Here is a 25,794-nt window from a genome sequence, read left to right as displayed (position 1 = left end):
CATTATGTGTACCGGTTTTATTTTATTCATCCCTGCCCTTCATCCTGTATGATTAACATGCAATCACCAAACATATCGAACTTACATGACTGGATATGTTCTGAGGCATAGGCCTTCATGAGTAGATCAACCCCAGCAAATTGACCGGTTAACACCATATGCGTCGTTTTTGGCTGATGTAAGTTCGTTAGCAGGCAGTCAACCACTTTCAGTTGGTAGCCTGGATGTATATAAAGCGCAGTCCAGCCAGAACTTGCTTTGAGGCAATTGTGCTCCCTCGAATACGCGGACTCCAGGCATCGTGTAACGGTAGTTCCTACGGCAAAAATACGTCCGCCATTTTGCTTCGCAGTATTAATGATATCCGCTGTTGCTTGCGGAACCTCGTAGTATTCTTCGTTGATAGTCACTTCCTCTACACATTTTGTTTGTATTTTTCTGTTGGACAACATTTCTGTTGATGCAACATGTAAAGTAATAAAAGATATTAACCCACCTTTATCTTTGATTCTTTGGATAAGATCCCAGGTAAAATGAATGCCGGCAGAAGGTATTTCCAAAGAACCATACTTTTTAGAAAAAACGGAACGGTAAGCATCTGGATATTTATAAAATAAGCTGGAATCCACATACTCATCAAGACGCTCACCATGACTGGCTAAATAGCAAATTAAGGCCTCATGATTTTCTACGACGGCTCGGTACTGGCTCTCTTCGCTAAACTTTTGCTCTACCTTAATGGAAATTTCAGGGTTATCAACCAAATAGAAAACATCATACGCGTTAAGCCTTTCTTTTAAAAGTCCGGAAATAATTACTCTATTATTTGGTAAAAACCCCTCTAAAACAATTTTAATTAATCTATTCCATCTTGTTTTACAGATAAACATATGGTTTATTATAGTACTGTCGTTAAAACAGATTACATCACCTTCTTTGATATAATCTGTTACTTTACTAAAGTCTACCTTATGAATTTCCCCTTTACTCCGGTTGAGGACAAGCATTTTACACTTTTCCCTGTATGAATCATTGGCTATCCAATGAGGTCTGAGTGGGATAGTCATCTGATCGGTAATGCGAAAATCATATTTTTCGGTAAGCATATATTTACCCTTTGAAAAACCATTGATACGGCGATTGTTATATAGCCGTATTCTGCAGTATACGTTGGGCTTTCAAAGGGTGAAAATTAACTCGATAAATGTTGTTGTTATATTTACTTTGCTGGCTATTTAATCAATGTCAGATATCGATATTAAGCTGGACGATCGGATTTGACCGCCCTTTTCTTTTGCTTATTCCGGCATTGAAGCATCGCTATCCATTGCATCGGCAAACTTTTGCATTAACCGAACAAAGACATCAAGTTCATCCTGAGGCCAGTCTTTAAAAACAACTTTGCCCATTTGCTCTCGCGCAGCGTCTATACGCTCCGTCAACGCCTTTCCTGTCCGGGAGATAACGGCCTCGCGTATACGACGATCGATGGCATTATGCTGCCGTATTATCAACCCCAGCTTCTCCAGTTTGGCGACCTGTCGGCTTACCGTCGTATAATCACGACCAGCACGTTCGGCTAACTCAACAACGCCAATCGGCCCTAAACGTTCGATACTAATAAGGATCGAAAATAGCGCACGATCGAGTTGAATCCCCGCCTCTGCAATTAATTTCTCATCATTACGAGGCCGGTTAAGCGCGCTCACCACGCGAATCAACGCACCGTGAAGCGCCTTCATTTGCTCGGAAATATGTGTATCTTGCACATTTTTATTTTCTGACATAGCATGTCTCCTCTTATGTGCATAATACACATATCGGAGAGACGATGACAAGATACACCACTACAGATGTACTGATCTGCGGCGCTGGCGTTACCGGGCTTACTTTAGCCATCGAACTGGCGCGTCACGGGGTCTCATTTCGCCTGATTGAGAAAAGAACGACGCCTTTTATCGGCTCCCGCGGTAAAGGTATTCAGCCGCGAACGCAAGAAATCTTCGAGGATCTTGGAATACTCAATAAAGTGGTCGCCGCCGGCGGGCTCTATCCCCGATTACGAACCTACCGTCACGACGGAAGCTATGTAGATTCAGATATTGCGCATCATACAAAACCGACCCACGCCGAACCCTACCATCTGCCATTGATGGTTCCACAGAACGTGACAGAAACGATTATGCGGGAGCAATTAAAAGCATGGGGACATCGGGTGGAGTTCGGCTGCGAGTTACGACATTTTGCGCAAACCCCACGCACGGTCACCGCGTATGTTGCCGGGCCGGCTGGAGAAGAGGTCATCATCGCGCATTATTTGATAGGCGCGGATGGCGGCGGAAGCTTTGTCAGAAAAAAATTAGGCGTCAGCTTCCCCGGCCGTACGTTGGGAATCCATGCGCTTGTGGCTGACGCTTCACTTTCCGGTCTGAACCGGGATGTATGGCACCATTTTAACGATGGCGATATGGCGCGGATGATAACGATTTGCCCTCTCGCCGGCACGCAGCTCTTTCAAATCCAGGCGTTGTTGGCCCCGGACGACTCGCAGAATTTCTCAGCCGACGTGCTCACGGCTTTTCTTACTGAGCGAATCGGGCGGACGGATGTTCGCATCCATTCGATTCCCTGGGTATCGAAGTACCAGATGAATGCGCGCATAGCGGAACATTACCGTGTGGGTAAGGTATTTTTAGCCGGTGATGCCGCTCATGTGCATCCGCCGACGGGTGGACAAGGGTTAAATACCAGCATCCAGGATGCCTATAACCTGGGATGGAAAATGGCAGCCTCGCTGCGGGGCGCAGGAGAAGAGCTTCTCGATAGCTATGAACAGGAACGCCGCCCGGTAGCCGAATCACTGCTCCACCTTTCCACCCGATTACTTGACTCTCAAAAACAGGGCGGCATCAAACGAGAACGCGACGTTCAACAACTTGACATCCAGTATACCAACTCCCCCTTAGCCCACACGTTGCCCGAACGTCAGCATGGGTTACAAGCGGGAGAAAGAGCGCCGGATGCTCCTCTTTTGGGCGCCGGCGGCCAATCATTACGATTATTTCAGTTACTACAAGGTCCGGACTGGAATCTGTTGGCCTACGAAACCCACGGTAAGGTCATCGATGCGCGGCGAGGTCTGCGTATTCATCACATTGGCGAGCAGGACGAGCTCATCGATACCCTGGGGCACTTCCGGGAGTCCTATCATCTGGCGCCGGGTCAATGCGTGCTGATCCGACCCGATGGCTATGTCGGCGCATTCTTTCACGGCAAACAGAGCAACGATATTGAAAATTATCTCTCTCGTTTTGCCATAGGGATTAAAGATGAATACTAATGTCTATGAGAACACCGACAGCGAAACTATCACCCCGCTCAACAAGCGGCGTATTTTGCCTGTTTTCCTGCTTGTCGGCCTTTACGCCGCCAGTACAGCGGCAGTGATGTCGGTACTGCCTTTTTATATCCGCGAGATGGGCGGTTCGCCGCTTATCATTGGAATCATCATCGCCACTGAGGCTTTTAGCCAATTTTGTGCAGCGCCCCTGATTGGCCACCTTTCCGATCGCGTTGGCCGCAAGCGAATACTGATTGTCACGCTGGCTATTGCGGCGATAAGTTTACTATTACTCGCCAACGCGCAATGTATCCTGTTTATCCTGCTCGCCCGCACGCTTTTTGGCATTAGCGCCGGGAATTTGTCAGCCGCCGCAGCTTATATTGCCGATTGTACGCACGTCAGAAATCGGCGCCAGGCAATCGGTATCCTCACAGGCTGCATTGGTTTAGGCGGTATTGTCGGGGCAGGCGTTTCAGGGTGGCTATCGCGTATCAGTCTGAGCGCGCCGATCTACGCCGCCTTTATACTTGTCCTTGGGTCTGCCCTGGTCGCGATTTGGGGGTTAAAAGACCCGTCCACAACATCACGTACCGCAGATAAAATAGCGGCGTTCTCTGCCCGCGCTATTTTAAAGATGCCAGTCCTTCGCGTCTTAATCATCGTAATGCTTTGTCATTTCTTCGCCTATGGCATGTACTCTTCACAATTACCTGTTTTTCTTTCTGACACCTTCATCTGGAATGGGCTTCCCTTTGGGCCAAAAGCGTTAAGCTACCTGTTAATGGCGGACGGGGTTATTAATATTTTCGTTCAGCTATTTCTGTTAGGTTGGGTGAGCCAATATTTTTCGGAGCGAAAGCTAATTATTCTAATCTTCGCCCTTCTTTGTACTGGATTTCTCACTGCGGGTATCGCCACGACCATACCAGTGCTTATTTTTGCTATCGTTTGTATTAGTATCGCTGATGCGCTAGCCAAACCCACTTATCTTGCCGCCTTGTCCGTCCATGTATCGCCTGCCCGACAAGGTATCGTCATCGGAACGGCGCAGGCATTAATCGCAATCGCTGATTTTATATCCCCCGTATTGGGCGGATTTGTCCTGGGTTATGCCCTGTATGGTGTCTGGATCGGTATAGCTATCTCTGTCGCCATTATTGGTCTGGTGACGGCAATGATTTACCTTTCAAAAAGTTCAGTGCTAATAGCGAAACCAGAAACAGAATAATGTGACAACGTCACAAGCATTATTACTCCCTTCTTCCCTTATTTATCAAAAGTATTGTACTTATATTGAATGTTTAAGAGGTATTTATGGAAATTATGCTGGTTGGCATTTGCCCTTGTAAAGCGCGGGGAAAGCATGAAAAAAATATATCTCGTTGTTATCGTACTGTTTTTTATTTCTACAAAAGTTTATACACTACTTCATAACAACATCTTCTTTTGTCGAAACAGCCCGGAGTGTGATTTGTCTCATGTTCTCCCCGACTACCGGGAGAAGATTTCAGGCACATCGCTAAAATATACCTTGATTAGTACAGCTCCATTAGCACAGGTTGTAGTCAGACACTATGAATTATTATCGCAACACTGGTCGCCAGATGACATGGTAACCCCTGCGCAATGGCGACATAACGTTGATATTTATATCCCTGAAACGGCAAAAGAGCACCATGCTTTGGTGGTTGTAAACAACGGAATTAATTATGATAAAGGCGTACAAATCACTGGTAAACCCGGTGATTTCCCCCAGGAAACACTGGCAAGCATCGCCCGTGAAACGAATACCATCGTAATATCAGTGAGTGATATACCTAACCAATATTTAACCTTTCAGGATGATAAAAAACCACTGAAAGAGGACGAGAGCGTTTCCCGAAGCTGGGCATTATTTATGGAAGCGCCGGAGCAACGTGAGTTAATGCCCTTAAATATTCCTATGGTCACTGCCCTATCGCAAGCGATGAGATTAGCAAAAAAGGAGTTAACGCAATGGAATATAAATTCCTTTATCATTACAGGTATTTCAAAGCGTGGGTGGACTACCTGGTTGTCAGCTATTGCCGATCCTGATGTTGAAGCAATTGTTCCCTTCGCCATTGATCTACTTGATATTGATGCTTCACTTGAGCATATTTATCAATCATACGGTGGAAATTGGCCCATTACATTCTACCCCTACTACCAGCAAGGCATAGATGAGAAAATAAAATCCCCCACATTTACCCAGCTAAGGCAAATAATAGATCCGTTAAGATATCTCAACACTATTTATCAACCCCGCCTTGCAATACCGAAATATATTATTAATGCAAGCGGCGATGATTTTTTCGTACCAGACAATACTCGCTTTTATTATAGCAAACTTCCTGGCGTAAAATCATTACGTATAGTGCCTAATATGAACCACTACTCAATTAACCAGTTCGCTGAAGAAAGCCTCGTTCCATTTATTAATAGGTTTCAAAGTAAAAAAACATTACCACAGTTGATCGGCCTTATTCACCACCATCTTCTTACGGTCTATTTCTCAGAAGCGCCGGTAAAAGTCGTTCGCTGGACAGCCAACAATCCAAATGCGCGTGATTTCCGTTATGCCTGTGGCATCCGCTATCAGCCGCTTACAATAGATATTCCCGCCAACAATAAGATCAGTATTACGTTAAATGAACCGAAGACAGGTTGGGAAGCTACCTATATCGAAGCCACTTTTAATGATGGCTATGTCGCCACGAGTCAGGTTTATATTACGCCCGATGAAAAATACCCCCAGACAGCACCACCTTCCGTTAACGCCGCATGTCAAACGTTACCGGGGCGTGGATTAGGGGAAAACGATATCCCCGATTGAATTTTCAAGTAATTGTCTGATTTTAAATAATTTTATCCATCACGCTTGCGATGGATAAAAATCCTCTGCGATAAATTTTTGTTATATTGATCACGTTCTAACCACAAGAGAGGTGATTTGAAAATAACCTTAAAATATTGTGGTCAGGCCGCTAGACCACAATAAGAGGATTAATCATGAAAAGAAAAACAATGGGATGGCTTATCGTTTTTCTTCTATTTATAGTTTACATGCTCAACTATATGGATCGTTCAGCATTGTCGATAACTGCCCCCTTGATCGAAAAGGAGTTAGGATTTAACGCCGCGGAGATGGGAATGATCTTCAGCGCATTTTTTATCGGATACGCCCTGTTTAATTTTATTGGTGGCTGGGCCAGCGATAAAGTTGGGCCAAAAACGGTTTTTCTCATCGCAGCGTTACTATGGTCTGTATTTTGTGGCTTAACTGGTTTAGTCACCGGATTGTGGACAATGCTTATCGTGCGCGTTCTTTTCGGTATGGCTGAAGGACCGGTCAGCGCTGCCGGAAATAAAATCATCAATAACTGGATTTCCCGAAAGGAGTCTGCCACGGCGATCGGAATTTTTAGCGCCGGTTCCCCGCTCGGCGGCGCGGTGTCCGGGCCGATAGTGGGCCTGTTGGCGTTATCCTTAGGCTGGCGCCCCGCATTTGGCATTATTTTCTTATTTGGCCTGGTCTGGGTACTACTGTGGTACTTTATCGTTAGCGATAAGCCAACAATGAGTAAACGCCTGGCGCCGGAAGAACGCATTGATTTTGAAAATCATGAGGATGTTATTTTATCTGATGATGGCCGGGCTACACCTTCACTCGGCTATTACATGAAACAACCAATGGTGTGGGCGACAACTCTGGCTTTTTTCAGCTACAACTATATTCTTTTTTTCTTCCTGACCTGGTTCCCAAGTTACCTGAACCATTCGTTACATCTCGATATTAAAGAAATTAGTATCGCCACGGTAATTCCCTGGGTCATCGGCGCCATTGGTATGGTGCTCGGCGGCGTCTGTTCTGATGTAATTTATCGGATTACCGGTAATGCTCTGCTCTCACGTCGACTTATTCTGGGCGTATGCCTGGCAGGCGCGGCGGTATGTGTTGCCGTTTCCGGTACCGTTAGCACTATTGGTAGCGCAATTACGCTCATGTCAGTTTCCCTCTTCCTGCTCTATTTAACGGGCCCAATTTATTGGGCGGTTATTCAGGATGTTGTTCATAAAGATAAGGTAGGGAGCGTCGGCGGAGCCATGCATGGCCTGGCTAATATATCTGGCATTATCGGTCCGCTTGTCACCGGTTTTATCGTTCAATTTAGCGGTAAATATGACTATGCGTTCTATCTGGCTGGTGCTATCGCTATCGTTTCAAGCCTGTTGGTCTTCGTGTTTGTAAAAAGTAAAGGATTCAAAGCCAATGAAAGTCAAAGCTGTGTTCATTAATAAGCCTGGTGAAGTTGAAACCCGCTGGGTAGATTATCCCCATAAGAAAGAAAATGAAGTATTAATTAAGGTTGATGCCGCAGGCATTTGCGGATCGGATATCGGGGCTTTTCGTGGAACGAACCCACTTGTTACTTACCCAAGAATTATCGGGCATGAAGTGACCGGAATTGTTCTTCAGGAAGGCACCGGAATGCCGGACAATATTAAAAAAGGCGACCGCGTGATTGTTGACCCCTATATTTATTGTGGTCACTGCTACCCTTGCTCTGTCGGCAGAACTAACTGTTGTGAAAATTTAAACGTCATTGGCGTGCATGTCGATGGCGCAATGCAGGAGGTGGTGACTCATCCCGCACATTTAATTCATAAAATACCAGATAACGTGCCTTCTGAAATGGCGCCGCTGGCAGAACCGCTGACCATCGCTCTGCACGCGCTGCACCGGGCAAACGTTAAGGCCGGGGAATATGTTGCCATCATCGGCGCGGGGGCCATTGGTCTTATGGCGGCATTAAGCGCGCGACATTACAAGGCAACGCCTATTCTGATCGATATTGTGGAAGAAAGGCTACGCTATGCGCAAAAGCTTGGCGTTCCTTATGTGCTGAACGCCGCTGACGATCAGGTTATCGACGCTATTAAAAATATCACCCACGGCACCATGGCGCAGGTCGTGATAGAAGCTTCCGGCGCAAATAGCGCTATTCGAAATACGCTTGATTTAGCATCGTTTGCTGGTCGTATTTCGTTTACCGGATGGCCAAAACAGGAAACGTCGCTGCCGACGAACCTGATCACCTATAAAGAACTGGATTTACGCGGCTCCCGCACCAGTGCCGGTGAATTTGATGAGGCATTACGTATGCTGTCTACGCTGGAGATTAATCCGCAAGATGTTGTCAGTAAGGTCGTCAATCTTGATGAGATCCCTGATGCAGTTAAAGAACTTGATCGCTATCCGGAGCGCTACTTAAAGATTAATGCTGTTTTCCATTGATTTACGTCGAGTTCTACCGCATGGCATGACCGCCATGCGGTGTTATTCATCGACAAACTTAGCCGCCGACAATCTTTCTCACATAGCGTAAATGTTCCAGCGATCCCTCATAGGCGCTGTCAGCATCAGACTGGCGCATCGCATCCACTATCGCTTTATGTTGTTTGTTGAGATTAAGTAAAACATTTCTGTCTCCAGACTGCTCATCAAGCCCGGCATAAGGGATATTAATCCGTTGTTCCCATAACATACGGGACATATCGAACAACACCCGGTTACGGCTGGCCTCAGAGATCGCAAGGTGAAATTCTTTATCCAGCGAGTAAAAGCCGTGGACGTTATTATCGTTAATGGCTTGATCCATACGATGATAAATCGCCTCTATTTGGTTGATGACGTCAACGTTATCGTTTTGTGCGGCTAAGCGCGCACAATGGCTATCGACCAGCTCGCGAGTAGAGAGAATTTCTTCGATGGTATAGTCGCTGGCAAGGTGTTTTTTATCTGAAACGATAACCCCATTACCGGACTGAATCACGATCCATCCGGAGATCTCCAGTACAATAAGGGCTTCTCGCAAGGAGGCGCGGCTCACGCCAAGCTGTTTTGCCAGTTCGCGTTCTGGCGGTAAAAAAGTTCCCGGGGGAAAAATATTATCATTGATCAGCTTAATGATGAGGTTGGCTATCTTCTGATAGAGCCTCTCCTGCCTGACCTCAGGTATAACCATGCGCCCTCCAATCCATATCCAGGGGATTTTGAATGGATTTAGCATACCATCCTGGCGCTGGTGATCGTGATAATTAATTACCGTGCATGATAAAGAGAAGCAACCGCCGGTAGTCTCCATTACCTTCGCTGAGACTACCGGGGAACCTAAACCGAGACGAGCGATTTATCCTTTGACGTTGATTTTCTCGAACACGGGCGCAGTCGCGTTCTTAAACTGAGAAAGAGACCAGGTTTTATAGTTGATATCATTGTAGCCGCGCACCATCATCTCACCGTGCGTTAAGTCAGACAGCGTTGTCCAAACCGTATATTCTGAGACCGGTTTGCGGGTGGCGTTGCCTTCCCCTTCACTCCCCATATAATCAACCGTAATATTTTTCGGACGATCGAAACGGCTCATAATATGCGCAAGCGTATTCATTGCATCGTGGGCGGATGTCGCTTGCGGCGCATATGTGGTGTAATAAACGCCGCGTATAAAACGGGAAACCGACGTATCGGACGATGGCAAGTCTGCAATAGCAATCCCGCTATCAGGCTGCATCACTTTTATCCCGCCCAGTGTGCCTGAAGAGCGGTCCACATTGGTTAATTGCGTATAGTTATTCAGATTTGTCAGATGCCAGGGGAATGCGGGACCATTTGTCATCACGCGAGTGGGATTGTCATAGACATGGAATTTGCCATTTTCCACTTCAACGACAATGCTTCCTCCTTTCTTGTCGTAAAACGCATAATGAAATGGCGATTTCAGATCGCCAAACCGATGCAGTTCCGGTGACCAGAATTTACCCTCTTTTATTGCCTGTTTTACCTCGCCGACAGTAGCAAAACGGGCCAGCGCCCATTCTCCCAACGAGGTGACAGGAATTGCCTGTTTATATTCACTCGCGGGCAATGGCGGCAACTGCGCATTCATGATCATGTTTTCACTAAATGACAATCCCGCGCTATTCATGCCTTCAAGTATGTCTCTGCTATCGCCATCAGTGATGGTGGAAGTAATGGCCAGTATCGGATATTTCGCCTGATAGCTCACTCCCTGACTGCCATCCGGCGTTTTTTTATCAAACTGCGTTCCCGCCGGATAATACGTTAACCATGAGGGTAAATCCTGCATATATTCCAGCGTACGTCCATGAAAAACATCGCCTTGTTTATCCTGAATAGCAAGGGTTGTGCAGGCCTGTGCAGCCAGGGCGTATGAAAACAGCGCCGGAGCGATAAATAACATTGCTTTACTTTTTTTCATCATGCTCTCCTTGTTTGTAAAATGGATTGGATGAATATATTAAATTAAACCTATCAATGGTTATGCAGCACGTAATTAATTGTGATCTTATTTTACAAGCTAATAAATTTAACTGACGGGTTTAAAGGAGAGTTAAACACAGCGAACTAATATGAAACGCGTTATCCGTGTGACCATTTAAAAAAATCCCATCATGTTATAAATAAAAAACACGGTTTCTTATCAACATTAAGAGATACCATCACAACGCTATATTTACTCCACATCACCAATAACATTAAATTAATTTATGTTTTTGAGTAATGTGAGTAGCACACATGTAATCGGTTGTTACGAATTAGAAACATAATTGCTACTAAAACACGTTGAGAAAGACAAGAAATGCAACATATGATGCCCACACTAACTATAGTGGTTTGGGATAAACGTTATGCAAACACAAGATACATTTTATCAAGTTATGCGTAGACACGGCGTGACAAGGCGTAGCTTCCTCAAGTTTTGCAGCCTTACCGCAACGTCTTTAGGCCTGAGCAGTTCGATGATTCCTCAGATAGCTTATGCCCTGGAGAATAAACCGCGTACGCCAGTGATATGGCTGCATGGTCTTGAATGTACCTGTTGTACCGAATCTTTCATTCGCTCTGCGCACCCGTTGGCAAAAGATGCCATTCTGTCGCTCATTTCCCTGGATTATGACGACACCATTATGGCCGCCGCAGGGCAACAAGCCGAGCAGGCGTTGGCGGATGTGATGCGCGAGTACAAAGGAAATTATATCGTTGCCGTGGAAGGTAACGCGCCGCTGAATGAAGATGGGATGTTTTGCATACTGGCTGGTGAGCCGTTCCTGGAGAAGTTAAAACGCGTCAGCGCGGATGCTAAAGCGATTATCGCCTGGGGGTCCTGCGCATCATGGGGCTGCGTGCAGGCAGCCCGTCCCAACCCAACTAAAGCCACGCCGGTTCACAAATTAATTACCGATAAACCCATTATTAAAGTGCCAGGCTGCCCACCTATACCTGAAGTGATGTCCGCCGTTATCACCTATATGCTGGCATTTGATCGCATCCCTCCCCTTGATCGTCTTGGACGACCAAAAATGTTTTATGGCCAGCGAATTCATGACAAATGTTACCGACGCGCGCATTTCGATGCCGGTCAGTTTGTGGAAGCGTGGGATGACGAAGGCGCCAGAAAAGGGTATTGCCTGTACAAGATGGGCTGTAAAGGCCCGACCACCTATAACGCCTGTTCAACCGTTCGCTGGAATGATGGTGTTTCTTTTCCTATCCAGTCAGGTCATGGATGCCTCGGATGTTCGGAAGATGGATTCTGGGATTACGGTTCTTTTTACAGCCGGGCAACGGGCATTCCGCAAACCGGCATTGAGGCTACCGCCGATAAAATCGGAATGGGCGTTGCTGGCGTCGCGGGCGCTGCCGCCATCGCTCACGCCACGGTGAGCGCCATAAAACATGCCCGCAATAAAAACAACACGTCATCAGAAAACGCTCCGGAAGAGAAAAAATAATTATGGCATATCCTTATCAGACTCAGGGTTTTACGCTGGACAATAGCGGACGGCGAATTGTGGTCGATCCGGTTACTCGCATCGAAGGGCATATGCGCTGCGAAGTGAATATCGACAGTAATAATGTCATTACTAACGCCGTGTCGACCGGCACCATGTGGCGCGGCCTGGAGGTTATCCTGAAAGGTCGCGATCCGCGAGACGCCTGGGCATTCGTTGAACGCATTTGCGGCGTCTGCACCGGTACACACGCTCTGACCTCAATCCGTGCCGTAGAAAATGCGCTGGGAATCGCGATTCCGGACAACGCAAACTGTATCCGTAATATGATGCAGGCTACGCTACACGTTCACGATCACCTGGTGCATTTTTATCATCTGCACGCGCTGGACTGGGTTGATGTGGTTGCCGCCCTGAAAGCCGACCCGCATCAGACCTCCGCCATCGCGCAAAGCCTTTCCGCATGGCCGCTATCCTCGCCGGGATATTTCCGCGATTTGCAAAATCGACTGAAGCGGTTTATCGAGTCCGGTCAACTTGGCCCTTTCCGTAATGGCTACTGGGGACATCCGGCGATGAAACTTCCGCCTGAAGCCAATTTGCTGGCGGTCGCCCACTATCTTGAAGCACTCGATTTTCAAAAAGAGATCGTAAAAATTCACACCGTTTTCGGTGGTAAAAACCCGCATCCTAACTGGCTGGTGGGCGGCGTTCCTTGCGCCATCAACCTTGACGAAACGGGCGCGGTCGGCGCAGTGAATATGGAACGCCTGAACCTTGTCAGTTCCATCATCCAAAAAGCTCGCCAGTTCTGCGAACAGGTTTATCTTCCGGACGTCTTGCTGATTGCCAGTTATTACAAAGACTGGGCAAAAATCGGCGGCGGGTTATCGAGCATGAACCTGCTGGCTTATGGCGAGTTTCCGGATAACCCTAACGATTATTCCGCCAGTAATCTTCTGCTTCCGCGTGGGGCTATCATTAACGGTCGTTTCGACGAAATTCATCCTGTCGATTTAACCGCCCCCGATGAGATTCAGGAGTTTGTCACTCACTCCTGGTATACCTATGGTAACGGCAATAACGATAAGGGCCTGCATCCGTGGGATGGTCTGACCGAACCGCAACTGGTCATGGGCGAACACTATAAAGGCACAAAAACCTTTATCGAACAGGTGGATGAGTCCGCTAAATATTCATGGATTAAATCGCCGCGCTGGAAGGGACATGCGATGGAGGTAGGTCCGCTGGCGCGTTATCTGATTGGATATCATCAAAATAAACCGGAATTTAAAGAACCCGTGGATCAACTGCTTAGTGTATTAAAGCTGCCTAAAGAAGCGCTCTTTTCTACATTAGGACGTACTGCCGCGCGTGCGCTGGAATCCGTATGGGCAGGCAATACGCTGCAATATTTCTTCGATCGTCTGATGCGTAACCTCAAGTCCGGCGATACGGCGACGGCAAACGTCACTCTCTGGGAACCCGATACCTGGCCTACATCGGCAAAAGGCGTTGGTTTCAGCGAGGCGCCGCGCGGCGCGCTGGGGCACTGGATAAAAATTGAAAATCAGAAAATCGACAGCTATCAGTGTGTGGTACCGACAACCTGGAATGCCGGACCACGTGACGATAAAGGTCAAATTGGCGCGTACGAAGCGGCGTTAATGGGGACTAAACTCGCCGTTCCCGATCAACCATTGGAGATTTTACGTACTCTGCACAGCTTCGATCCCTGCCTGGCCTGCTCCACCCATGTTATTGATAATCATGGAGGGGAGCTGGTCAGGGTTCAGGTACGATGACGACGATTCGGAGGTCTCAATGCATCTCAAAGAAATAACCAGCCAGGGGTACTATATCTATGAAGCGCCGGTCCGTTTATGGCACTGGATCACAGCGTTATCCATTGTCGTCCTGGCTGTTACAGGATATTTCATTGGCCGCCCCCTGCCATCGATTCAAGGTGAAGCGACCTTTATGTTTTGGATGGGCTGGATACGACTGATCCATTTTACCACGGCGTATATTTTTACTGTCGCGCTGCTGTTTCGTATTTACTGGGCATGTGTCGGCAATGAGTACGCCAGGGAGATGTTTCTGGTTCCGTTCTGGCGCCGCGCCTGGCGCAAAGGCGTTATCAGCGAAATCCGCTGGTATTTTTTCCTCGAAAAAGAGGCCCATCGTTACTATGGACATAATCCGGTAGCGGGACTGGCGGTAATGTTCTATTTCTGGATGTCCGTACTGATGGTGTGTAGCGGCTTTGCGCTCTATGGCGAAGGACTTGGAACAGACAGTTGGGCGTATCAATGGTTTGGCTGGATGATTCGCCTGACTGGCAACGATAGCCTCGCGCTACATTTCTGGCACCGGCTGGGCATGTGGTTCATTATCGCCTTCGTCATTGCGCATGTTTATACCGCTATCCGTGAAGACATTATGAGCCGACAAAGCGTGATTTCCGTCATGATAAGCGGCTGGCGCTGGTTCAGGTGATAACAATGGCAGAAGTAACAATCTTAGGGCTTGGCAACCTGCTTTGGGCAGATGAAGGGTTTGGCGTCAGAGCGGCGGAAAAGCTGTTTGAACAGTATGCCGATAACGAGAAAGTTGACGTTGTTGATGGCGGTACGCAGGGGCTGGCGCTGCTGCCCTGGCTGCAACAGACCGAAAAACTGTTAATCATGGATGCTATCGATTTTGGTATGGCGCCAGGTTCGCTGGCGATGTTTCGTGATGAACAGGTTCCCGCCTATCTGACGGCGAAAAAACTCAGTTTACATCAGACCAGTTTTTCTGAAGTGCTGGCATTGCTGCAATTAACCGGCGGCCAGTTATCGGAGATTGTGCTGATTGGCGTGCAGCCGGAATGTCTGGATGACTATGGTGGAAGTCTTACGCCGCAGGTAAAGGCGCAACTGATGCCTGCGGTCTATCTCGCGCAGGAAGTGCTGGCGCAATGGGGTATCACCGCCTCTTCAACGGACTTGCCCACTGAGAGACTCAATCATTACAGCCTGTGTATGGAACGCTACGAAGATGAACGGCCAGATGCGCAAAGCGCTTGCCGGGTCGGCGATATTCGGGTGCTACAGAGAGAGAAATCATAATGTGTATCGGCGTTCCTGTGCAGGTTATTTCACCCGGTCAGTGGTTCGCCAAATGCCGCGACCGACACGGCGAGCTTATCGACGTTGATATTCGGCTTGTGACTCCCCCCTTAGCAGGCGCATGGCTGCTGACATTTGGCGGCGCAGCACGACGAGAAATGGACGAAGCGGAAGCCGCTGAGGTACTGGCGGCGCTGGACTCACTGGAACAGGCCATGCTCACGCAAAGCGATCCGCTGACCGGTTTTGCCGATTTATTGTCTCGCACGCCTGAATTACCGGAGCATTTAAAAAAATGACTATCTCACCCCAAAATCCTGTTTGTCCACTGGCGGATAAAGGCTTTCTGGTTACCGATGCGCAAACGCTCCCGTCGTTGATTAATACGCATCCGACTCTGCTGGTTTTGCTGCAAAGCGACCCCAACAAACATCCGGAAGTCGCCGACAGTTGGGTCATTATCCCGGAGATCCTCAAGCAATTTCCGGCGACGTCTTATACCGCGGCATTTGCGGATAGCGAACAGAGTGAACTGATCGCCCGGGAGTATCGCATTCTGAAATATCCGGCGCTGCTTTTCTTTCGCCAGCACCGTTTTGTCGGCAGTCTGGCGGGATTATATAGCTGGCAAGAATACTCTCAGCGGGTGGTCGCATTGCTGACCACACCGGGCTATCGTCAGGATATTCCCGTTATCACGCAATAGAATGAAAGGTAACACACGTGAATCATTCCAGAACTATTCCAGTCGTTAATATTGCCGGACCAGGCTCGCAGCCAGAAGAGGAAGACTTTAACTTTCTTCCCATCCCCGCCGGCATTAATCTCCCACTGACGCCGGTTTTACCGGAACAGGCGCTGCCCGCTGAGCTTCGTGTTGCCAGACATGTCCTGACTACGCTTATTCGCGATATGGATAACCCGGTGGCAACGCTCCCATTTCCCCTGAGCTATAAGCTGAATGCCACTGAGCAACAGAATAGCGGTTTGTTGGATCAACTGCTCGGCGAAGGTGAAATCTCCGCCCGGGTACTATTATCCGATGGAAAAGAACAGCGTATTCAGGAGACGGTTTTTACGGGCGTCTGGCGTGTACGTGAATATAACGCTGACCAGCAACGGGTTGCCGATGAAATTATCATTGGCCCGATCCCGGAGAGCATCTGGCAGACGCATCCGCAGCCGCCGATTACGCCAGAATTGCCGCCACAACCGGCGGGATTGATGAATGGCGCCTTTATCGCGCATGAAATAGCCGAGCGCGTAAAACAGCCGGTAAAAGAGCCGCATATCATTAACTTAACGCTGTTGCCAGTAAACGATGCCGATCGCGAGTATCTGGATCATTTTTTAGGCGAAGGCTGTAGCGCTATTTTTTCACGCGGATATGGTAAATGCCGGATTGTAAGCACGCATTTTCCCGGCGTATGGCGGGTCAATTATTTCAATGATATGAACACATTACTGCAAGATATGATTGAGATAGCGGACATTCCTGATATCGCCGTTGCAGGCATCGACGATATCGAAGATGCCTACGCGGGGCTAAAAAATACGTTGGAATGGTTGAAAGAATACCCGGTCACAGAAAATGAGCCAGTGGTGCGCATGGAGTGCAAAGTATGTTGGTGGGTTTACGACCCTGCGCTGGGCGATGACGTATGGCAAATTCCACCCGGCGTGCCCTTCAGCCAGTTACCTGATTACTGGTGCTGTCCGGTTTGCGAAACCAGTAAGTCCGGGTTTATGGTGATCGATGAAGGTAATAATTCGTGCAAAGATTGACCGTCTATTCTCACCCGCTACGGATTATCTGGCAGGAGGCGCCGATCAGTCGTTTGTTACAGGGCGCAACGCCGGTATACGCGAAGACGCTTATTTCACGTTTGTTTACGTTGTGCGCTCAGGCACACAGCGCAGCGGCGGCTTTACTGTTGTTTCCTGAAGAGAAGCCAGATATGCAGGCCGCACAACAAGAGCTGGCGCGAGAAACGCTCCGTCGCGCGTTGACCGACTGGCTCCCCCTGTTTAGCCACCGACAGGCAACCGCTGAAGAATGGGCGTTGTTACGTCGCGGAGAGTTATCCCCGCTGGCAAGCACAATCTTTTTTGACGATGATCCTCAGACCTGGCTTGCCGCTGGCGTAAAGGGCTGGGAAGCCTGGTTTTTGCAAGAACGTTCTGAAACCTCCCGCTGGCTGGCGGCAGTACAGAATATCATTACACCAACACTACCGATGGCGTCGTCCCCGGACCATACGTTAATAACCCCTGGTCCCCTGGATGTCTCGCCTCTGGCTATCGAATATCCGCTACTGTCAGCCTGTTGTCTTAGCGGAAAAACGACTGCGCTACGTCTGCTGGCCCGCTGCATTACGCTCGCCCGAAGTTTGAGCGCCCTTCCTACCCTGCGCTGGAATCGTTTTGATGATGGCGAATGGAAAATAGCGGTAGTGGAAACCGCGCGAGGATGGTTAGTTCATCAGGCCAGACTGACGACGTCAGGCAATATTCTTGATTACCGTATTATCTCGCCAACCACACGTCACGCCCAACTTGACGGCGTCATTGCTCGCGAACTGGCCACTATTCCACTCTCATTGTGGTCGCAACAGTTACAGGTAATTGATCCTTGTGTCGCCGTAAATATTGTTGAATGAAGGAGCTGGCCCATGCATGAATTAGCCCTGGCGCAAAATATTATCGAATTGCTGGAGGAACAGGCAGTAAATCACCAGTTCAGCAAGGTAAAGCAAGTCTGGCTGGAGATTGGCGTTATGGCCTGTGTTGAGGTGCCGGCGCTGCATTTTGGCCTGGACGTCGCCGCTCGTCATACCCTTGCTGACAATGCGCGTTTCCATATTACTATCGCACCGGCGCAAGGTTGGTGTCTGTCCTGTAATCAACCCTTCACCTCTCAAACATCCACACTCTGTTGCCCCTTTTGTCATTCAGGCAAAGTGCAGATAGATGACAGTAGCAGAATGCGCATTCGCGAGATCGAAGTCGAATAGTCAACGAATAGTCAATAAAAAAGGACGCCAGAAGCGTCCTGAAATAATAAAAGAATAAATTAACAATAATAAAGGTTAAGCAGTGACACAGTTTTGGGAAAAGGAGGGTATCCCTAAACTGTCTTAATCAGCAAGTTTTATCAAAACTCGTAGACTAAGCCGAGCGCCACGGTGTTGTCTGTATTAGGATTCGATGGGTTGCCATCTTTTAGCAGATTGATTTTGTAGTCAACATACGCGGACATATTTTTATTGAAGTAGTAATAGGAACCCACATCAATATATTTCACAAGGTCGAACGAACCCAGTCCATCAACATCATTGGCTCTGGATTGCAGGAACGCCAGTGACGGGCGTAAGCCATTATCAAATTGATATTGCCCTACCATTTCCCAGTTATCGGTTTTATGTGCAAAGCCGCCCAATGTATCACCCATATAGGTCATATCATAAGTACGGGTATAGTTTGCCGCCAGGTAAATATTATTGGCATCATACTTCACGCCGCCAGTCCAGGCTTCAGCGCGGTCACCATTGTCGTATTTATCTTGCGTCATCTGATCAAGCGTGCGTTTGGAACTGGTATAGGCTGCCCCCAGGCTCACCCCCATGCCCAAATCATATGTCGCTGATGCCCCGAAACCATCGCCATTCTGGTACGCGATACTTTTTCTGGCATTATTACTTAAAGGATCGCCTTCTTTCGACAGGCCGTCATTTTTACCCTGATACTGCAACGCAATATTCAGACCATCAACCAGACCAAAGAAATCATTATTGCGATAAGTCAGAACGCCATTCGCGCGTCCGGTCATAAAATTATCGGAAGCTTCATACGAATCATTACCAAATTCAGGCAGTACGTCAGTCCATGAACCAATGTCGTATAACACGCCATAGTTACGACCATAATCAACAGACCCCATATCGGCAAATGCTAAACCAGCAAAACCGAGACGCGTCCAGCTTTGCGGGGAACCGCTGGAGTCACCATCTTCCGGACGATTGGCGTTGACCTGATACTCCCACTGTCCAAAACCGGTTAGTTGATCGGTAATTTGAGTTTCGCCTTTAATACCCATACGGATATAAGATTGATCGCCATCCGTACTATGATTACTGGAAAAATAATGCAGGCCGTCGACCTTGCCATACAAATCCAGTTTATTGCCATCCTTGTTATAGATTTCTGCTGCGTTGGCGGCTCCAGCCATCATTACGGCTGCGGCTACCGCAGATAACACCACTACTTTTTTCATTTTATATGCCTTATTTGTCTTATTTTTGGACTTTCCGCAAAGCCTGCTCGCGGAACTGTCCAGGACAATATCACTAACAATTACCGTGCGTTAAGTTTCAAAGTGTAATATTAGCTTGCTATGTATTAGCGATGTTAAAATGCAAGTTAAGCATGGCTACATCAATGATATGCCCTGTTTTCTGCTGTAATAACAAGGAGGTTACCCGTAGAGAACTGGCTTACGGTCGGGGATGCCAGGGCGAGAATGGCACTGAACACTCGGCTGGCATTCATTAAGACGGAATCATAATCAAGAAAGTTGAGGTCATAGCCCTCCTTATTTTTGTGTATAATTTGTTACGTTTACATTTATTTTTAAATTAGCGTTATGAAAATATCAGTACTACTGAAATAGCACTTCTTCGCTTCGTGTATTTTTACTATGGTTAATTATCACATAGCGCAAACGGTCATTTGTGTATCACTATTCATAAGATTAACTATTTACCAGCGGTAATAAATACAAAAACAAATCAAGGGACAACAACAATACTGAAACTCTAAATGTTGATATTTTGAGTCATGCCGTTACAAACAAATACGATATTCTTAATTGCACTACTCCCTTTTCGGGGTAATTTTATAGAAGGATGTTTTTTATTGTTCGTGAGCCATGCTCCTTTAGTATAAAGGTGAACGTAACAGGAAAGATAAAGCGTCTCAAAAACAGACCATATGGGTATAACTATTATGCAAAAAACGTCACTATTGTTTTCGGCCGCCGCGATAACGTTAACTCTGATGGCGTCATCGGCATCAGCGGCAACGCCAACCGCCGCACAAAATGAAGCTACGTCGACCGTTAAACAAGAAATTACAGAAGGTATTAACCGCTACCTTTATTCAATAGATAAGGCAGACCCAACGTTAGGCAAGCAGCTCTTTTATGTTTCACCGGAAACCAGTTTTATTCATCCACGCGGTCACGAACGCGGATGGTCGCAGATCGCTGAAAATTTTTATGGCGCCACTATGGGTAAAACCTTCAGCAAACGCACATTAAAACTGGACGCTCCCCCTGCTATTCATGTGTATGGCAATGCCGCCGTTGCAGAGTTCGACTGGCATTTTACCGCGGTACGCCGTGATAATGGGCAGACTCAACACACGACAGGCCGCGAAAGCCAGGTGTGGGCGAAGATACCAAACACAGGATGGCGAATCGTTCATGTCCACTACTCCGGTCCAGCCAAAACCGGCGTTGGAGAAGGCTATTAAGCTTTGCTCTTCAGGTTATGGCGCAGATGAACATTCTGCGCCAGTTAAGACGATCTCAGGTCAGTTGATAGCGCTTATCCGGTATCCGTTTTGCCGGAATATCCCTTTCATCATTCATTTGCAGTAAATCGATTTCTATCGCATTGCATATCGCATCCAGCGGTAAATCATTATTTTCAGTACCGAACGGATCTTCCAACTCTTCCGCTAACGCATCCAGCGCGATAAACGTATAAGAAATAAGCACCGAAATAAACGGTGTCATATAGTGCAGATCAACCACCAGTGCAAATGGCAACATAATGCAGAAAAGATAAACCGTACGATGCAAAATTAACGTATAGGCAAAAGGCACCGGCGTGTTGGCGATGCGTTCACAGCCGGCCAACACTGACGACATATCATTTAAACGGTTGTTGAGGCTATGAAATAAAATATCGGAAAGCTTTCCGCTGCGGCGGCGAATCGCCAGCCACTCTCCCATCAGCAATAAGATACGATTAGCGGGCGAATGGGAAGCGACAACTTTCTGTAACGCGCCCTGGTCAAGATAGTTGCCCAAAACTTGCGTCTGAGGCTGTCGACGCAATGTCATACGTAAACAGTGGGCAAAAGCGATTTGTAACCGAACAAAATCCTCGATACCGCGTTCATCAGGTAAGGTTGTTTTCACCTCACGCAATATTGAGCGTGAAGCGATCATCAACTGCCCCCACAAATGTCGGGCTTCAACGTAACGCGCATAACAGGCATTATTGCGAAACCCCAGAAAAATGGCGATAGCGACGCCCAGTATGCTAAACGGCGCAAGGGTAAACTTAATACCCAGCATTGTGTACCAGGGCAGCATGATAATAACGGCGATAGAAAGAAGAAAGTTAAGGAGTAGTCGTGAAAAGATTTTAGATAACACGGAACCATGCCAGACAAATATCAGGCGAATCCAGTGCTGTTGTGGTCTAACGATCATGATTATCTTCAGCAGGTGAAAAAGCACTGTCATTAAACGTGATCCAGATCAAGGTTGCAAGCTTCTGGTGATACACGGATCCCCTGCCCTGTAGAACATTTTTTTGCACAGTGCCGACAGGCATTGAAAAAAAAAACAACCAAATGTATGTTGTAACTAAAAAGACACTTCAGCACATGAGATATATGACGGTCAACGGCTGCTATCAGTGGTATAGGGTGATTTATCGGGGAAAGCGTCAGCAACGACGCGCTGCTCTACCGCTGATTCATTTGTATGACCAGCCAGTAATGGATAACGCTGACAATATACTGTTGCTGCGCTTCGCTCAGCGGTTCTCCCTGAGGTATCTGGTGCCACTTCGCCAGGCACCCGCGACAGCAGGTTGCCGTCGCATGTTGCGCGATAAATACCGGATGGCCCCGCATCGGCGTTTGCTTACCATCATTCGCCGGGTGAGCTGGTGCCAGTCGCTGGGCGATAAAATCGGCGGCGTGTTTATCAATTACCTCCGCGCCTTTATCCCAGCAATATTGTCTTTCTTTTATCCCGAGACGAAAACGCGAACGAAATGTCGATCGCGCCAGGCGGGCAAAGAGCGGTTCAAGCGCATTCATCAGTATACCGAACGTCCTAACGTTTGTGTTAATTGTTCAAGCGCGGCGATGCCTGCCAGAGAGTTTCCTGCAGGATCCAGCTCCGGACTCCAGACGGCAATCGCCATTTCATGCGGCACGATGGCGACAATACCGCCGCCCACGCCGGATTTAGCGGGCAATCCCACCCGCCAGGCAAACTCTCCGGCATTCTGATACATACCGCTGGTCGCCATTAGCGCATTAATCTGCCGGGCCTGCATGGGGGTAACTACCGGCTCGTCGAGATGAAACGCCTCGCCCTGATTCGCCAGAAAGACAAACGTCCTCGCCAGTTCCATGCAGCTCATTTTCAACGCACAGTAGTGAAAGTAATTTTGCAACACGGTAGGCACATCATGATGAAAATTACCGAATGATTTCATCAGCCAGGCAATAGCGGCGTTACGGGCGGAATGCTCAAATTCAGAGCGCGCGACCGTAGCGTCATACGTAATATCCGATACGCCGCAAAGCGCGCGCACAACTTCCAGCATCCGCTGACGCGGCGCGCTAAGCCGCCCTTGCAACATGTCGCATACCACCAGCGCGCCCGCATTGATAAATGGATTACGCGGGATGCCTTGTTCCATCTCTAACTGAACCAACGAATTGAACGGCGAGCCGGAAGGATCTTTTCCGACGCGCTGCCAGATCTCCTCTTCCGGATAATGACGCATCGCCACCACCAGACTAAGCACTTTCGAAATAGACTGAATAGAGAAGCGTTCGTGCGCATCGCCCGCCTGATAATGCTGCCCGTCCACGGTACAAATCGCTATCCCCAGCTTTGAACCCTCGACGGACGCTAATGCCGGAATATAGTCAGCGACTTTGCCCTGGCCAATGAGGGGGCGAACGTGCTGTAAAATCGTCTCTAAAATTGCATTATCCATGGCCCTGGCCACAACATGCTCCTTGCTCGCAGGTCTGAAAAGGCCTGCGAGTATAGCAGAGGGCGCCACGCGACGTCAGGGCGATTAGACGCGGTTCTTCCAGACGGTCTGCACATTACAAAATTCGTGTAAACCAAAGTGCGAAAGCTCACGACCGAAGCCGCTTTTCTTCACCCCGCCGAATGCCACACGCGCATCGCTGGCGCTGTACCCATTAATGAATACCCCGCCGCACTCAAGACGCGCCGCCATCTCCGCGGCCAGCGTATCGTCGGCGGTAAAGATCGTCGCCGACAGGCCAAACTCACTGTCATTCGCCAGCGCGAGGGCGTGCGCCGCATCTTTTGCAACGGTAATGGCGGCAACAGGCCCAAAAAGTTCCTGACGAAATGCCGTCATGTCAGGTGTGACATCCGCCAGAACGGTCGCGGCATAATAGTTGCCCTCCCCGGCGATTTTCTCGCCGCCCAACAGTAACCGTGCACCTTCGGCGACGGAAGCCTGCACCTGTTGATGGAGTTCATCACGCAGATCAAAGCGCGCCATCGGCCCCAGGTCATTCTCTTCAACCAGAGGATCACCTATCTTTAATGCTGCGGCAGCCGCCACAAAACGATCGGTAAACGCCTGCGCAATGCCCTCTTCGACAATAAAACGTTTGGCGGCGGCGCAGACTTGTCCGGTGTTTTGATAGCGTCCTGCAACCGCGGCTTTTACCGCCAGCTCGAGATCGGCATCATTGAGTACAATAAACGGATCCGAGCCACCCAGTTCCAGTACGCACTTTTTCAGCGCCGCCCCAGCCTGAGCACCAATCGCCGCGCCGGCGCGCACGCTACCGGTCACCGTCACCGCCGCGATTCGCGGATCGTTAATCATCTGACTCACGCCCTCATTATTGGCGTTCACCCATCCATAGACGCCAGCAGGAGTACCGGCTTCCGTCAAGATTCGGGCTATCATCTGCGCGCAACCCGTGACATTGGGCGCATGTTTTAACAAGTAGCTATTCCCCGCCAACAGTATCGGCACTGCCCCGCGTAACACCTGCCATAAAGGAAAATTCCACGGCATTATCGCCAGAATGACGCCCAGCGGACGGTATTCAATCACCGCCTGCTGATTTTCTACCAGCGTAGGCTCAGGATTCAGCATTGCCGGGCCATGTTCCGCATACCAGTCGCATAACGCGGCGGATTTCGTCACTTCCGCACGCGCCTGCTTTATGGGTTTACCCATTTCACGCGTAATACATTGCGCCATCTCTTCTGCATGAGCGCGAAGCGCCTGACCAATATCACGTAATGTTTGCGCCCGTTGCGCTACCGATGTCATTTTCCACTTTTTGAAACCGCTCGCCGCCAGACTCAGCGCATGTTCAATCTCTTGCGCGTTAGCCCAGGGCATTGCCGCCAGCGTCTGGCCGGTCGCAGGATTCACGGATAACGCCTGTGTTGCAGTTATCATGGTCATGTTCTTTCTCTCGTTATCAGGGGAGTTGTACCATCATGACGCCCTTTACCCTTTCTGAAAAATGAATAATATTAACCAGACTATTCACGAATTGAGAAAACCATGGACCTGACGCAACTGGAAATGTTTAACGCTGTCGCTCTGACGGGCAGCATTACGCAGGCGGCGGCAAAAGTGCACCGCGTTCCGTCCAACCTGACCACGCGTATCCGCCAGCTTGAAGCCGACCTGGGCGTCTCTCTGTTTATTCGCGAAAACCAGCGACTCAGGCTGTCACCAGCCGGGCATAACTTTTTACGTTACAGCCAGCAGATCCTGGCGCTGGTCGATGAAGCCCGCATGGTGGTTGCCGGAGAGGAACCGCAAGGACTGTTTTCACTCGGCGCGTTAGAAAGTACTGCCGCCGTACGTATCCCCGCGCTGCTGGCGGGTTATAACCAGCGTTACCCTAAAATTCAGTTCGCGTTAACGACCGGTCCTTCCGGCGCCATGCTGGATGGCGTGCTCGAGGGAAAGCTGAACGCCGCCTTTATTGATGGCCCGCTAATGCATCCGGGGCTGGAAGGTATACCGGCTTACCAGGAAGAGATGATGATCGTCGCGCCACACGGCCATTCCGTCGTTTCGCGGGCCAGCGAGGTGAATGGTTATAACATCTATGCTTTTCGCGCCAACTGTTCTTACCGACGGCATTTCGAAAGCTGGTTTCATGCCGATGGCGCGACCCCCGGTACGATTCACGAAATGGAGTCATATCATGGAATGTTGGCGTGCGTAATTGCCGGCGCAGGTATTGCGCTGATGCCAGCAAGTATGCTCAACAGCATGCCAGGACATCATCAGGTGGAAGCCTGGCCGTTGGCGGAGAAGTGGCGCTGGCTTAGCACCTGGCTAATGTGGCGGCGCGGGGCGATGACGCGCCAGCTTGAGGCCTTTATCGAGTTACTTAACGCCCAACTGGCGAGCGTCGACTGAAGACGAAACGGCCTGCGAAGTA

General features: G+C 48.7%; 25 protein-coding genes. 16 read left to right on the top strand and 9 right to left on the bottom strand.

What is annotated here, in order from left to right; translation table 11 throughout:
- Positions 1-26: 26 nt before the first annotated feature.
- Both NA624_RS02535 and NA624_RS02530 read right to left on the bottom strand, forming a co-directional pair.
- Positions 27-1,106 carry an S-adenosylmethionine:tRNA ribosyltransferase-isomerase gene (locus tag NA624_RS02535; protein WP_000954700.1) on the bottom strand — a complete coding sequence of 360 codons (1,080 nt, stop codon included), beginning with the start codon at positions 1,104-1,106 and terminating at the stop codon, positions 27-29.
- Positions 1,107-1,298: 192 nt separating this feature from the next.
- Positions 1,299-1,787 carry a MarR family winged helix-turn-helix transcriptional regulator gene (locus tag NA624_RS02530; protein ID WP_001293632.1) on the bottom strand — a complete coding sequence of 163 codons (489 nt, stop codon included), beginning with the start codon at positions 1,785-1,787 and terminating at the stop codon, positions 1,299-1,301.
- 44 nt (positions 1,788-1,831) lie between these two features.
- Here NA624_RS02530 and NA624_RS02525 point away from each other — a divergent pair, with 44 nt between their 5' ends.
- From NA624_RS02525 to NA624_RS02505, 5 genes are all read left to right on the top strand, one after another.
- On the top strand, positions 1,832-3,340 hold the full coding sequence (locus NA624_RS02525; RefSeq protein ID WP_000199412.1) for an FAD-dependent oxidoreductase: 1,509 nt from the start codon (positions 1,832-1,834) through the stop codon (positions 3,338-3,340).
- A complete protein-coding gene (locus NA624_RS02520) occupies positions 3,330-4,571 on the top strand; it encodes an MFS transporter (RefSeq protein WP_001095734.1) in 1,242 nt (413 codons plus the stop codon). Before NA624_RS02525 ends, NA624_RS02520 begins: the two co-directional genes overlap by 11 nt.
- Positions 4,572-4,640: 69 nt before the next feature.
- A complete protein-coding gene (locus tag NA624_RS02515) occupies positions 4,641-6,197 on the top strand; it encodes a PhoPQ-activated pathogenicity-related family protein (protein ID WP_000476909.1) in 1,557 nt (518 codons plus the stop codon).
- A 176-nt stretch (positions 6,198-6,373) separates the two neighbouring features.
- Positions 6,374-7,660: an MFS transporter gene (locus NA624_RS02510; RefSeq protein ID WP_000824240.1), complete on the top strand. Its 1,287-nt coding sequence runs from the start codon at positions 6,374-6,376 to the stop codon at positions 7,658-7,660.
- Positions 7,635-8,660, top strand: coding sequence for a zinc-binding alcohol dehydrogenase family protein (locus tag NA624_RS02505; protein WP_000864935.1), 1,026 nt, complete (start codon positions 7,635-7,637; stop codon positions 8,658-8,660). Before NA624_RS02510 ends, NA624_RS02505 begins: the two co-directional genes overlap by 26 nt.
- Before the next feature lie 58 nt (positions 8,661-8,718).
- Here NA624_RS02505 and NA624_RS02500 read toward each other — a convergent pair whose 3' ends face one another.
- Both NA624_RS02500 and NA624_RS02495 read right to left on the bottom strand, forming a co-directional pair.
- Positions 8,719-9,510: a FadR/GntR family transcriptional regulator gene (locus tag NA624_RS02500; RefSeq protein ID WP_001518759.1), complete on the bottom strand. Its 792-nt coding sequence runs from the start codon at positions 9,508-9,510 to the stop codon at positions 8,719-8,721.
- A gap of 45 nt (positions 9,511-9,555) precedes the next feature.
- Positions 9,556-10,647 (bottom strand): choloylglycine hydrolase family protein, encoded by a 1,092-nt coding sequence (locus tag NA624_RS02495; RefSeq protein WP_000976505.1) that lies wholly within the window; start codon positions 10,645-10,647, stop codon positions 9,556-9,558.
- Positions 10,648-11,074: 427 nt separating this feature from the next.
- Here NA624_RS02495 and NA624_RS02490 point away from each other — a divergent pair, with 427 nt between their 5' ends.
- The 9 genes from NA624_RS02490 to hypA are packed head-to-tail and all read left to right on the top strand — an operon-like array spanning position 11,075 to position 18,305.
- Positions 11,075-12,178 carry a hydrogenase small subunit gene (locus NA624_RS02490; RefSeq protein ID WP_001194450.1) on the top strand — a complete coding sequence of 368 codons (1,104 nt, stop codon included), beginning with the start codon at positions 11,075-11,077 and terminating at the stop codon, positions 12,176-12,178.
- 2 nt (positions 12,179-12,180) lie between these two features.
- Positions 12,181-13,983 carry a nickel-dependent hydrogenase large subunit gene (locus tag NA624_RS02485; protein ID WP_000331200.1) on the top strand — a complete coding sequence of 601 codons (1,803 nt, stop codon included), beginning with the start codon at positions 12,181-12,183 and terminating at the stop codon, positions 13,981-13,983.
- Positions 13,934-14,677: a Ni/Fe-hydrogenase, b-type cytochrome subunit gene (cybH, locus tag NA624_RS02480; RefSeq protein WP_000924456.1), complete on the top strand. Its 744-nt coding sequence runs from the start codon at positions 13,934-13,936 to the stop codon at positions 14,675-14,677. The genes NA624_RS02485 and cybH overlap by 50 nt, the downstream gene beginning before the upstream one ends.
- A gap of 5 nt (positions 14,678-14,682) precedes the next feature.
- Complete coding sequence (gene hybD / locus NA624_RS02475) at positions 14,683-15,291, top strand: HyaD/HybD family hydrogenase maturation endopeptidase (RefSeq protein WP_000852666.1); 609 nt, start codon at positions 14,683-14,685, stop codon at positions 15,289-15,291.
- Positions 15,291-15,590 carry a HypC/HybG/HupF family hydrogenase formation chaperone gene (gene hypC, locus NA624_RS02470; RefSeq protein ID WP_000334912.1) on the top strand — a complete coding sequence of 100 codons (300 nt, stop codon included), beginning with the start codon at positions 15,291-15,293 and terminating at the stop codon, positions 15,588-15,590. Before hybD ends, hypC begins: the two co-directional genes overlap by 1 nt.
- Positions 15,587-15,997, top strand: coding sequence for a hydrogenase (locus NA624_RS02465; protein ID WP_000155988.1), 411 nt, complete (start codon positions 15,587-15,589; stop codon positions 15,995-15,997). The genes hypC and NA624_RS02465 overlap by 4 nt, the downstream gene beginning before the upstream one ends.
- Positions 15,998-16,014: 17 nt before the next feature.
- Positions 16,015-17,076, top strand: a complete 1,062-nt coding sequence (locus tag NA624_RS02460) for a hydrogenase expression/formation C-terminal domain-containing protein (protein ID WP_001016757.1) — start codon at positions 16,015-16,017, stop codon at positions 17,074-17,076.
- Positions 17,064-17,951, top strand: a complete 888-nt coding sequence (locus tag NA624_RS02455) for a hypothetical protein (protein ID WP_001189408.1) — start codon at positions 17,064-17,066, stop codon at positions 17,949-17,951. Before NA624_RS02460 ends, NA624_RS02455 begins: the two co-directional genes overlap by 13 nt.
- A 12-nt stretch (positions 17,952-17,963) precedes the next feature.
- Positions 17,964-18,305, top strand: a complete 342-nt coding sequence (hypA, locus tag NA624_RS02450; RefSeq protein WP_000544772.1) for a hydrogenase maturation nickel metallochaperone HypA — start codon at positions 17,964-17,966, stop codon at positions 18,303-18,305.
- Between the two features lie 140 nt (positions 18,306-18,445).
- Here hypA and ompC read toward each other — a convergent pair whose 3' ends face one another.
- Positions 18,446-19,564: a porin OmpC gene (gene ompC, locus NA624_RS02445; RefSeq protein ID WP_000758335.1), complete on the bottom strand. Its 1,119-nt coding sequence runs from the start codon at positions 19,562-19,564 to the stop codon at positions 18,446-18,448.
- 716 nt (positions 19,565-20,280) lie between these two features.
- Between ompC and NA624_RS02440 the strand changes: the two genes are divergently transcribed.
- A complete protein-coding gene (locus NA624_RS02440) occupies positions 20,281-20,823 on the top strand; it encodes a YybH family protein (protein ID WP_000513119.1) in 543 nt (180 codons plus the stop codon).
- 55 nt (positions 20,824-20,878) lie between these two features.
- Here the strand turns inward: NA624_RS02440 and NA624_RS02435 are convergent, their stop codons facing one another.
- From NA624_RS02435 to sad, 4 genes are all read right to left on the bottom strand, one after another.
- A complete protein-coding gene (locus NA624_RS02435) occupies positions 20,879-21,793 on the bottom strand; it encodes a bestrophin family protein (RefSeq protein WP_023197575.1) in 915 nt (304 codons plus the stop codon).
- A 257-nt stretch (positions 21,794-22,050) separates the two neighbouring features.
- Entirely contained in the window at positions 22,051-22,410 is a 360-nt protein-coding gene (locus tag NA624_RS02430) for a DUF4186 domain-containing protein (RefSeq protein ID WP_000992449.1), read from the bottom strand.
- On the bottom strand, positions 22,410-23,336 hold the full coding sequence (gene glsB / locus NA624_RS02425; RefSeq protein WP_439040248.1) for a glutaminase B: 927 nt from the start codon (positions 23,334-23,336) through the stop codon (positions 22,410-22,412). Before glsB ends, NA624_RS02430 begins: the two co-directional genes overlap by 1 nt.
- Before the next feature lie 72 nt (positions 23,337-23,408).
- A complete protein-coding gene (sad, locus tag NA624_RS02420; protein ID WP_000177852.1) occupies positions 23,409-24,797 on the bottom strand; it encodes a succinate-semialdehyde dehydrogenase in 1,389 nt (462 codons plus the stop codon).
- 102 nt (positions 24,798-24,899) lie between these two features.
- Between sad and ptrR the strand changes: the two genes are divergently transcribed.
- Positions 24,900-25,772 (top strand): putrescine utilization regulator PtrR, encoded by an 873-nt coding sequence (gene ptrR / locus NA624_RS02415; RefSeq protein ID WP_000366541.1) that lies wholly within the window; start codon positions 24,900-24,902, stop codon positions 25,770-25,772.
- The last annotated feature ends 22 nt before the right edge of the window (positions 25,773-25,794 follow it).

Source organism: Salmonella sp. NW38 (assembly GCF_051807745.1).
GTDB lineage: Bacteria > Pseudomonadota > Gammaproteobacteria > Enterobacterales > Enterobacteriaceae > Salmonella > Salmonella enterica.
The sequence above is the reverse complement of the archived record's forward strand: the minus strand, read 5'-3'. Positions and strand labels throughout refer to the sequence as shown.

What these genes read in the sequence shown, in the direction of transcription:
- NA624_RS02505 (WP_000864935.1), top strand. Translation starts at nt 7,635, where the DNA reads ATGAAAGTCAAAGCTGTGTTCATTAATAAGCCTGGTGAAGTTGAAACC.
- NA624_RS02500 (WP_001518759.1), bottom strand. Translation starts at nt 9,510, where the DNA reads ATGGAGACTACCGGCGGTTGCTTCTCTTTATCATGCACGGTAATTAAT.
- NA624_RS02520 (WP_001095734.1), top strand. Translation starts at nt 3,330, where the DNA reads ATGAATACTAATGTCTATGAGAACACCGACAGCGAAACTATCACCCCG.
- NA624_RS02435 (WP_023197575.1), bottom strand. Translation starts at nt 21,793, where the DNA reads ATGATCGTTAGACCACAACAGCACTGGATTCGCCTGATATTTGTCTGG.
- NA624_RS02465 (WP_000155988.1), top strand. Translation starts at nt 15,587, where the DNA reads ATGACTATCTCACCCCAAAATCCTGTTTGTCCACTGGCGGATAAAGGC.
- sad (WP_000177852.1), bottom strand. Translation starts at nt 24,797, where the DNA reads ATGACCATGATAACTGCAACACAGGCGTTATCCGTGAATCCTGCGACC.
- NA624_RS02515 (WP_000476909.1), top strand. Translation starts at nt 4,641, where the DNA reads ATGTTTAAGAGGTATTTATGGAAATTATGCTGGTTGGCATTTGCCCTT.
- NA624_RS02440 (WP_000513119.1), top strand. Translation starts at nt 20,281, where the DNA reads ATGGGTATAACTATTATGCAAAAAACGTCACTATTGTTTTCGGCCGCC.
- cybH (WP_000924456.1), top strand. Translation starts at nt 13,934, where the DNA reads ATGTTATTGATAATCATGGAGGGGAGCTGGTCAGGGTTCAGGTACGAT.
- hypA (WP_000544772.1), top strand. Translation starts at nt 17,964, where the DNA reads ATGCATGAATTAGCCCTGGCGCAAAATATTATCGAATTGCTGGAGGAA.
- ompC (WP_000758335.1), bottom strand. Translation starts at nt 19,564, where the DNA reads ATGAAAAAAGTAGTGGTGTTATCTGCGGTAGCCGCAGCCGTAATGATG.
- NA624_RS02530 (WP_001293632.1), bottom strand. Translation starts at nt 1,787, where the DNA reads ATGTCAGAAAATAAAAATGTGCAAGATACACATATTTCCGAGCAAATG.
- hybD (WP_000852666.1), top strand. Translation starts at nt 14,683, where the DNA reads ATGGCAGAAGTAACAATCTTAGGGCTTGGCAACCTGCTTTGGGCAGAT.
- NA624_RS02510 (WP_000824240.1), top strand. Translation starts at nt 6,374, where the DNA reads ATGAAAAGAAAAACAATGGGATGGCTTATCGTTTTTCTTCTATTTATA.
- NA624_RS02495 (WP_000976505.1), bottom strand. Translation starts at nt 10,647, where the DNA reads ATGATGAAAAAAAGTAAAGCAATGTTATTTATCGCTCCGGCGCTGTTT.
- NA624_RS02535 (WP_000954700.1), bottom strand. Translation starts at nt 1,106, where the DNA reads ATGCTTACCGAAAAATATGATTTTCGCATTACCGATCAGATGACTATC.
- NA624_RS02490 (WP_001194450.1), top strand. Translation starts at nt 11,075, where the DNA reads ATGCAAACACAAGATACATTTTATCAAGTTATGCGTAGACACGGCGTG.
- NA624_RS02485 (WP_000331200.1), top strand. Translation starts at nt 12,181, where the DNA reads ATGGCATATCCTTATCAGACTCAGGGTTTTACGCTGGACAATAGCGGA.
- NA624_RS02525 (WP_000199412.1), top strand. Translation starts at nt 1,832, where the DNA reads ATGACAAGATACACCACTACAGATGTACTGATCTGCGGCGCTGGCGTT.
- NA624_RS02430 (WP_000992449.1), bottom strand. Translation starts at nt 22,410, where the DNA reads ATGAATGCGCTTGAACCGCTCTTTGCCCGCCTGGCGCGATCGACATTT.
- ptrR (WP_000366541.1), top strand. Translation starts at nt 24,900, where the DNA reads ATGGACCTGACGCAACTGGAAATGTTTAACGCTGTCGCTCTGACGGGC.
- hypC (WP_000334912.1), top strand. Translation starts at nt 15,291, where the DNA reads ATGTGTATCGGCGTTCCTGTGCAGGTTATTTCACCCGGTCAGTGGTTC.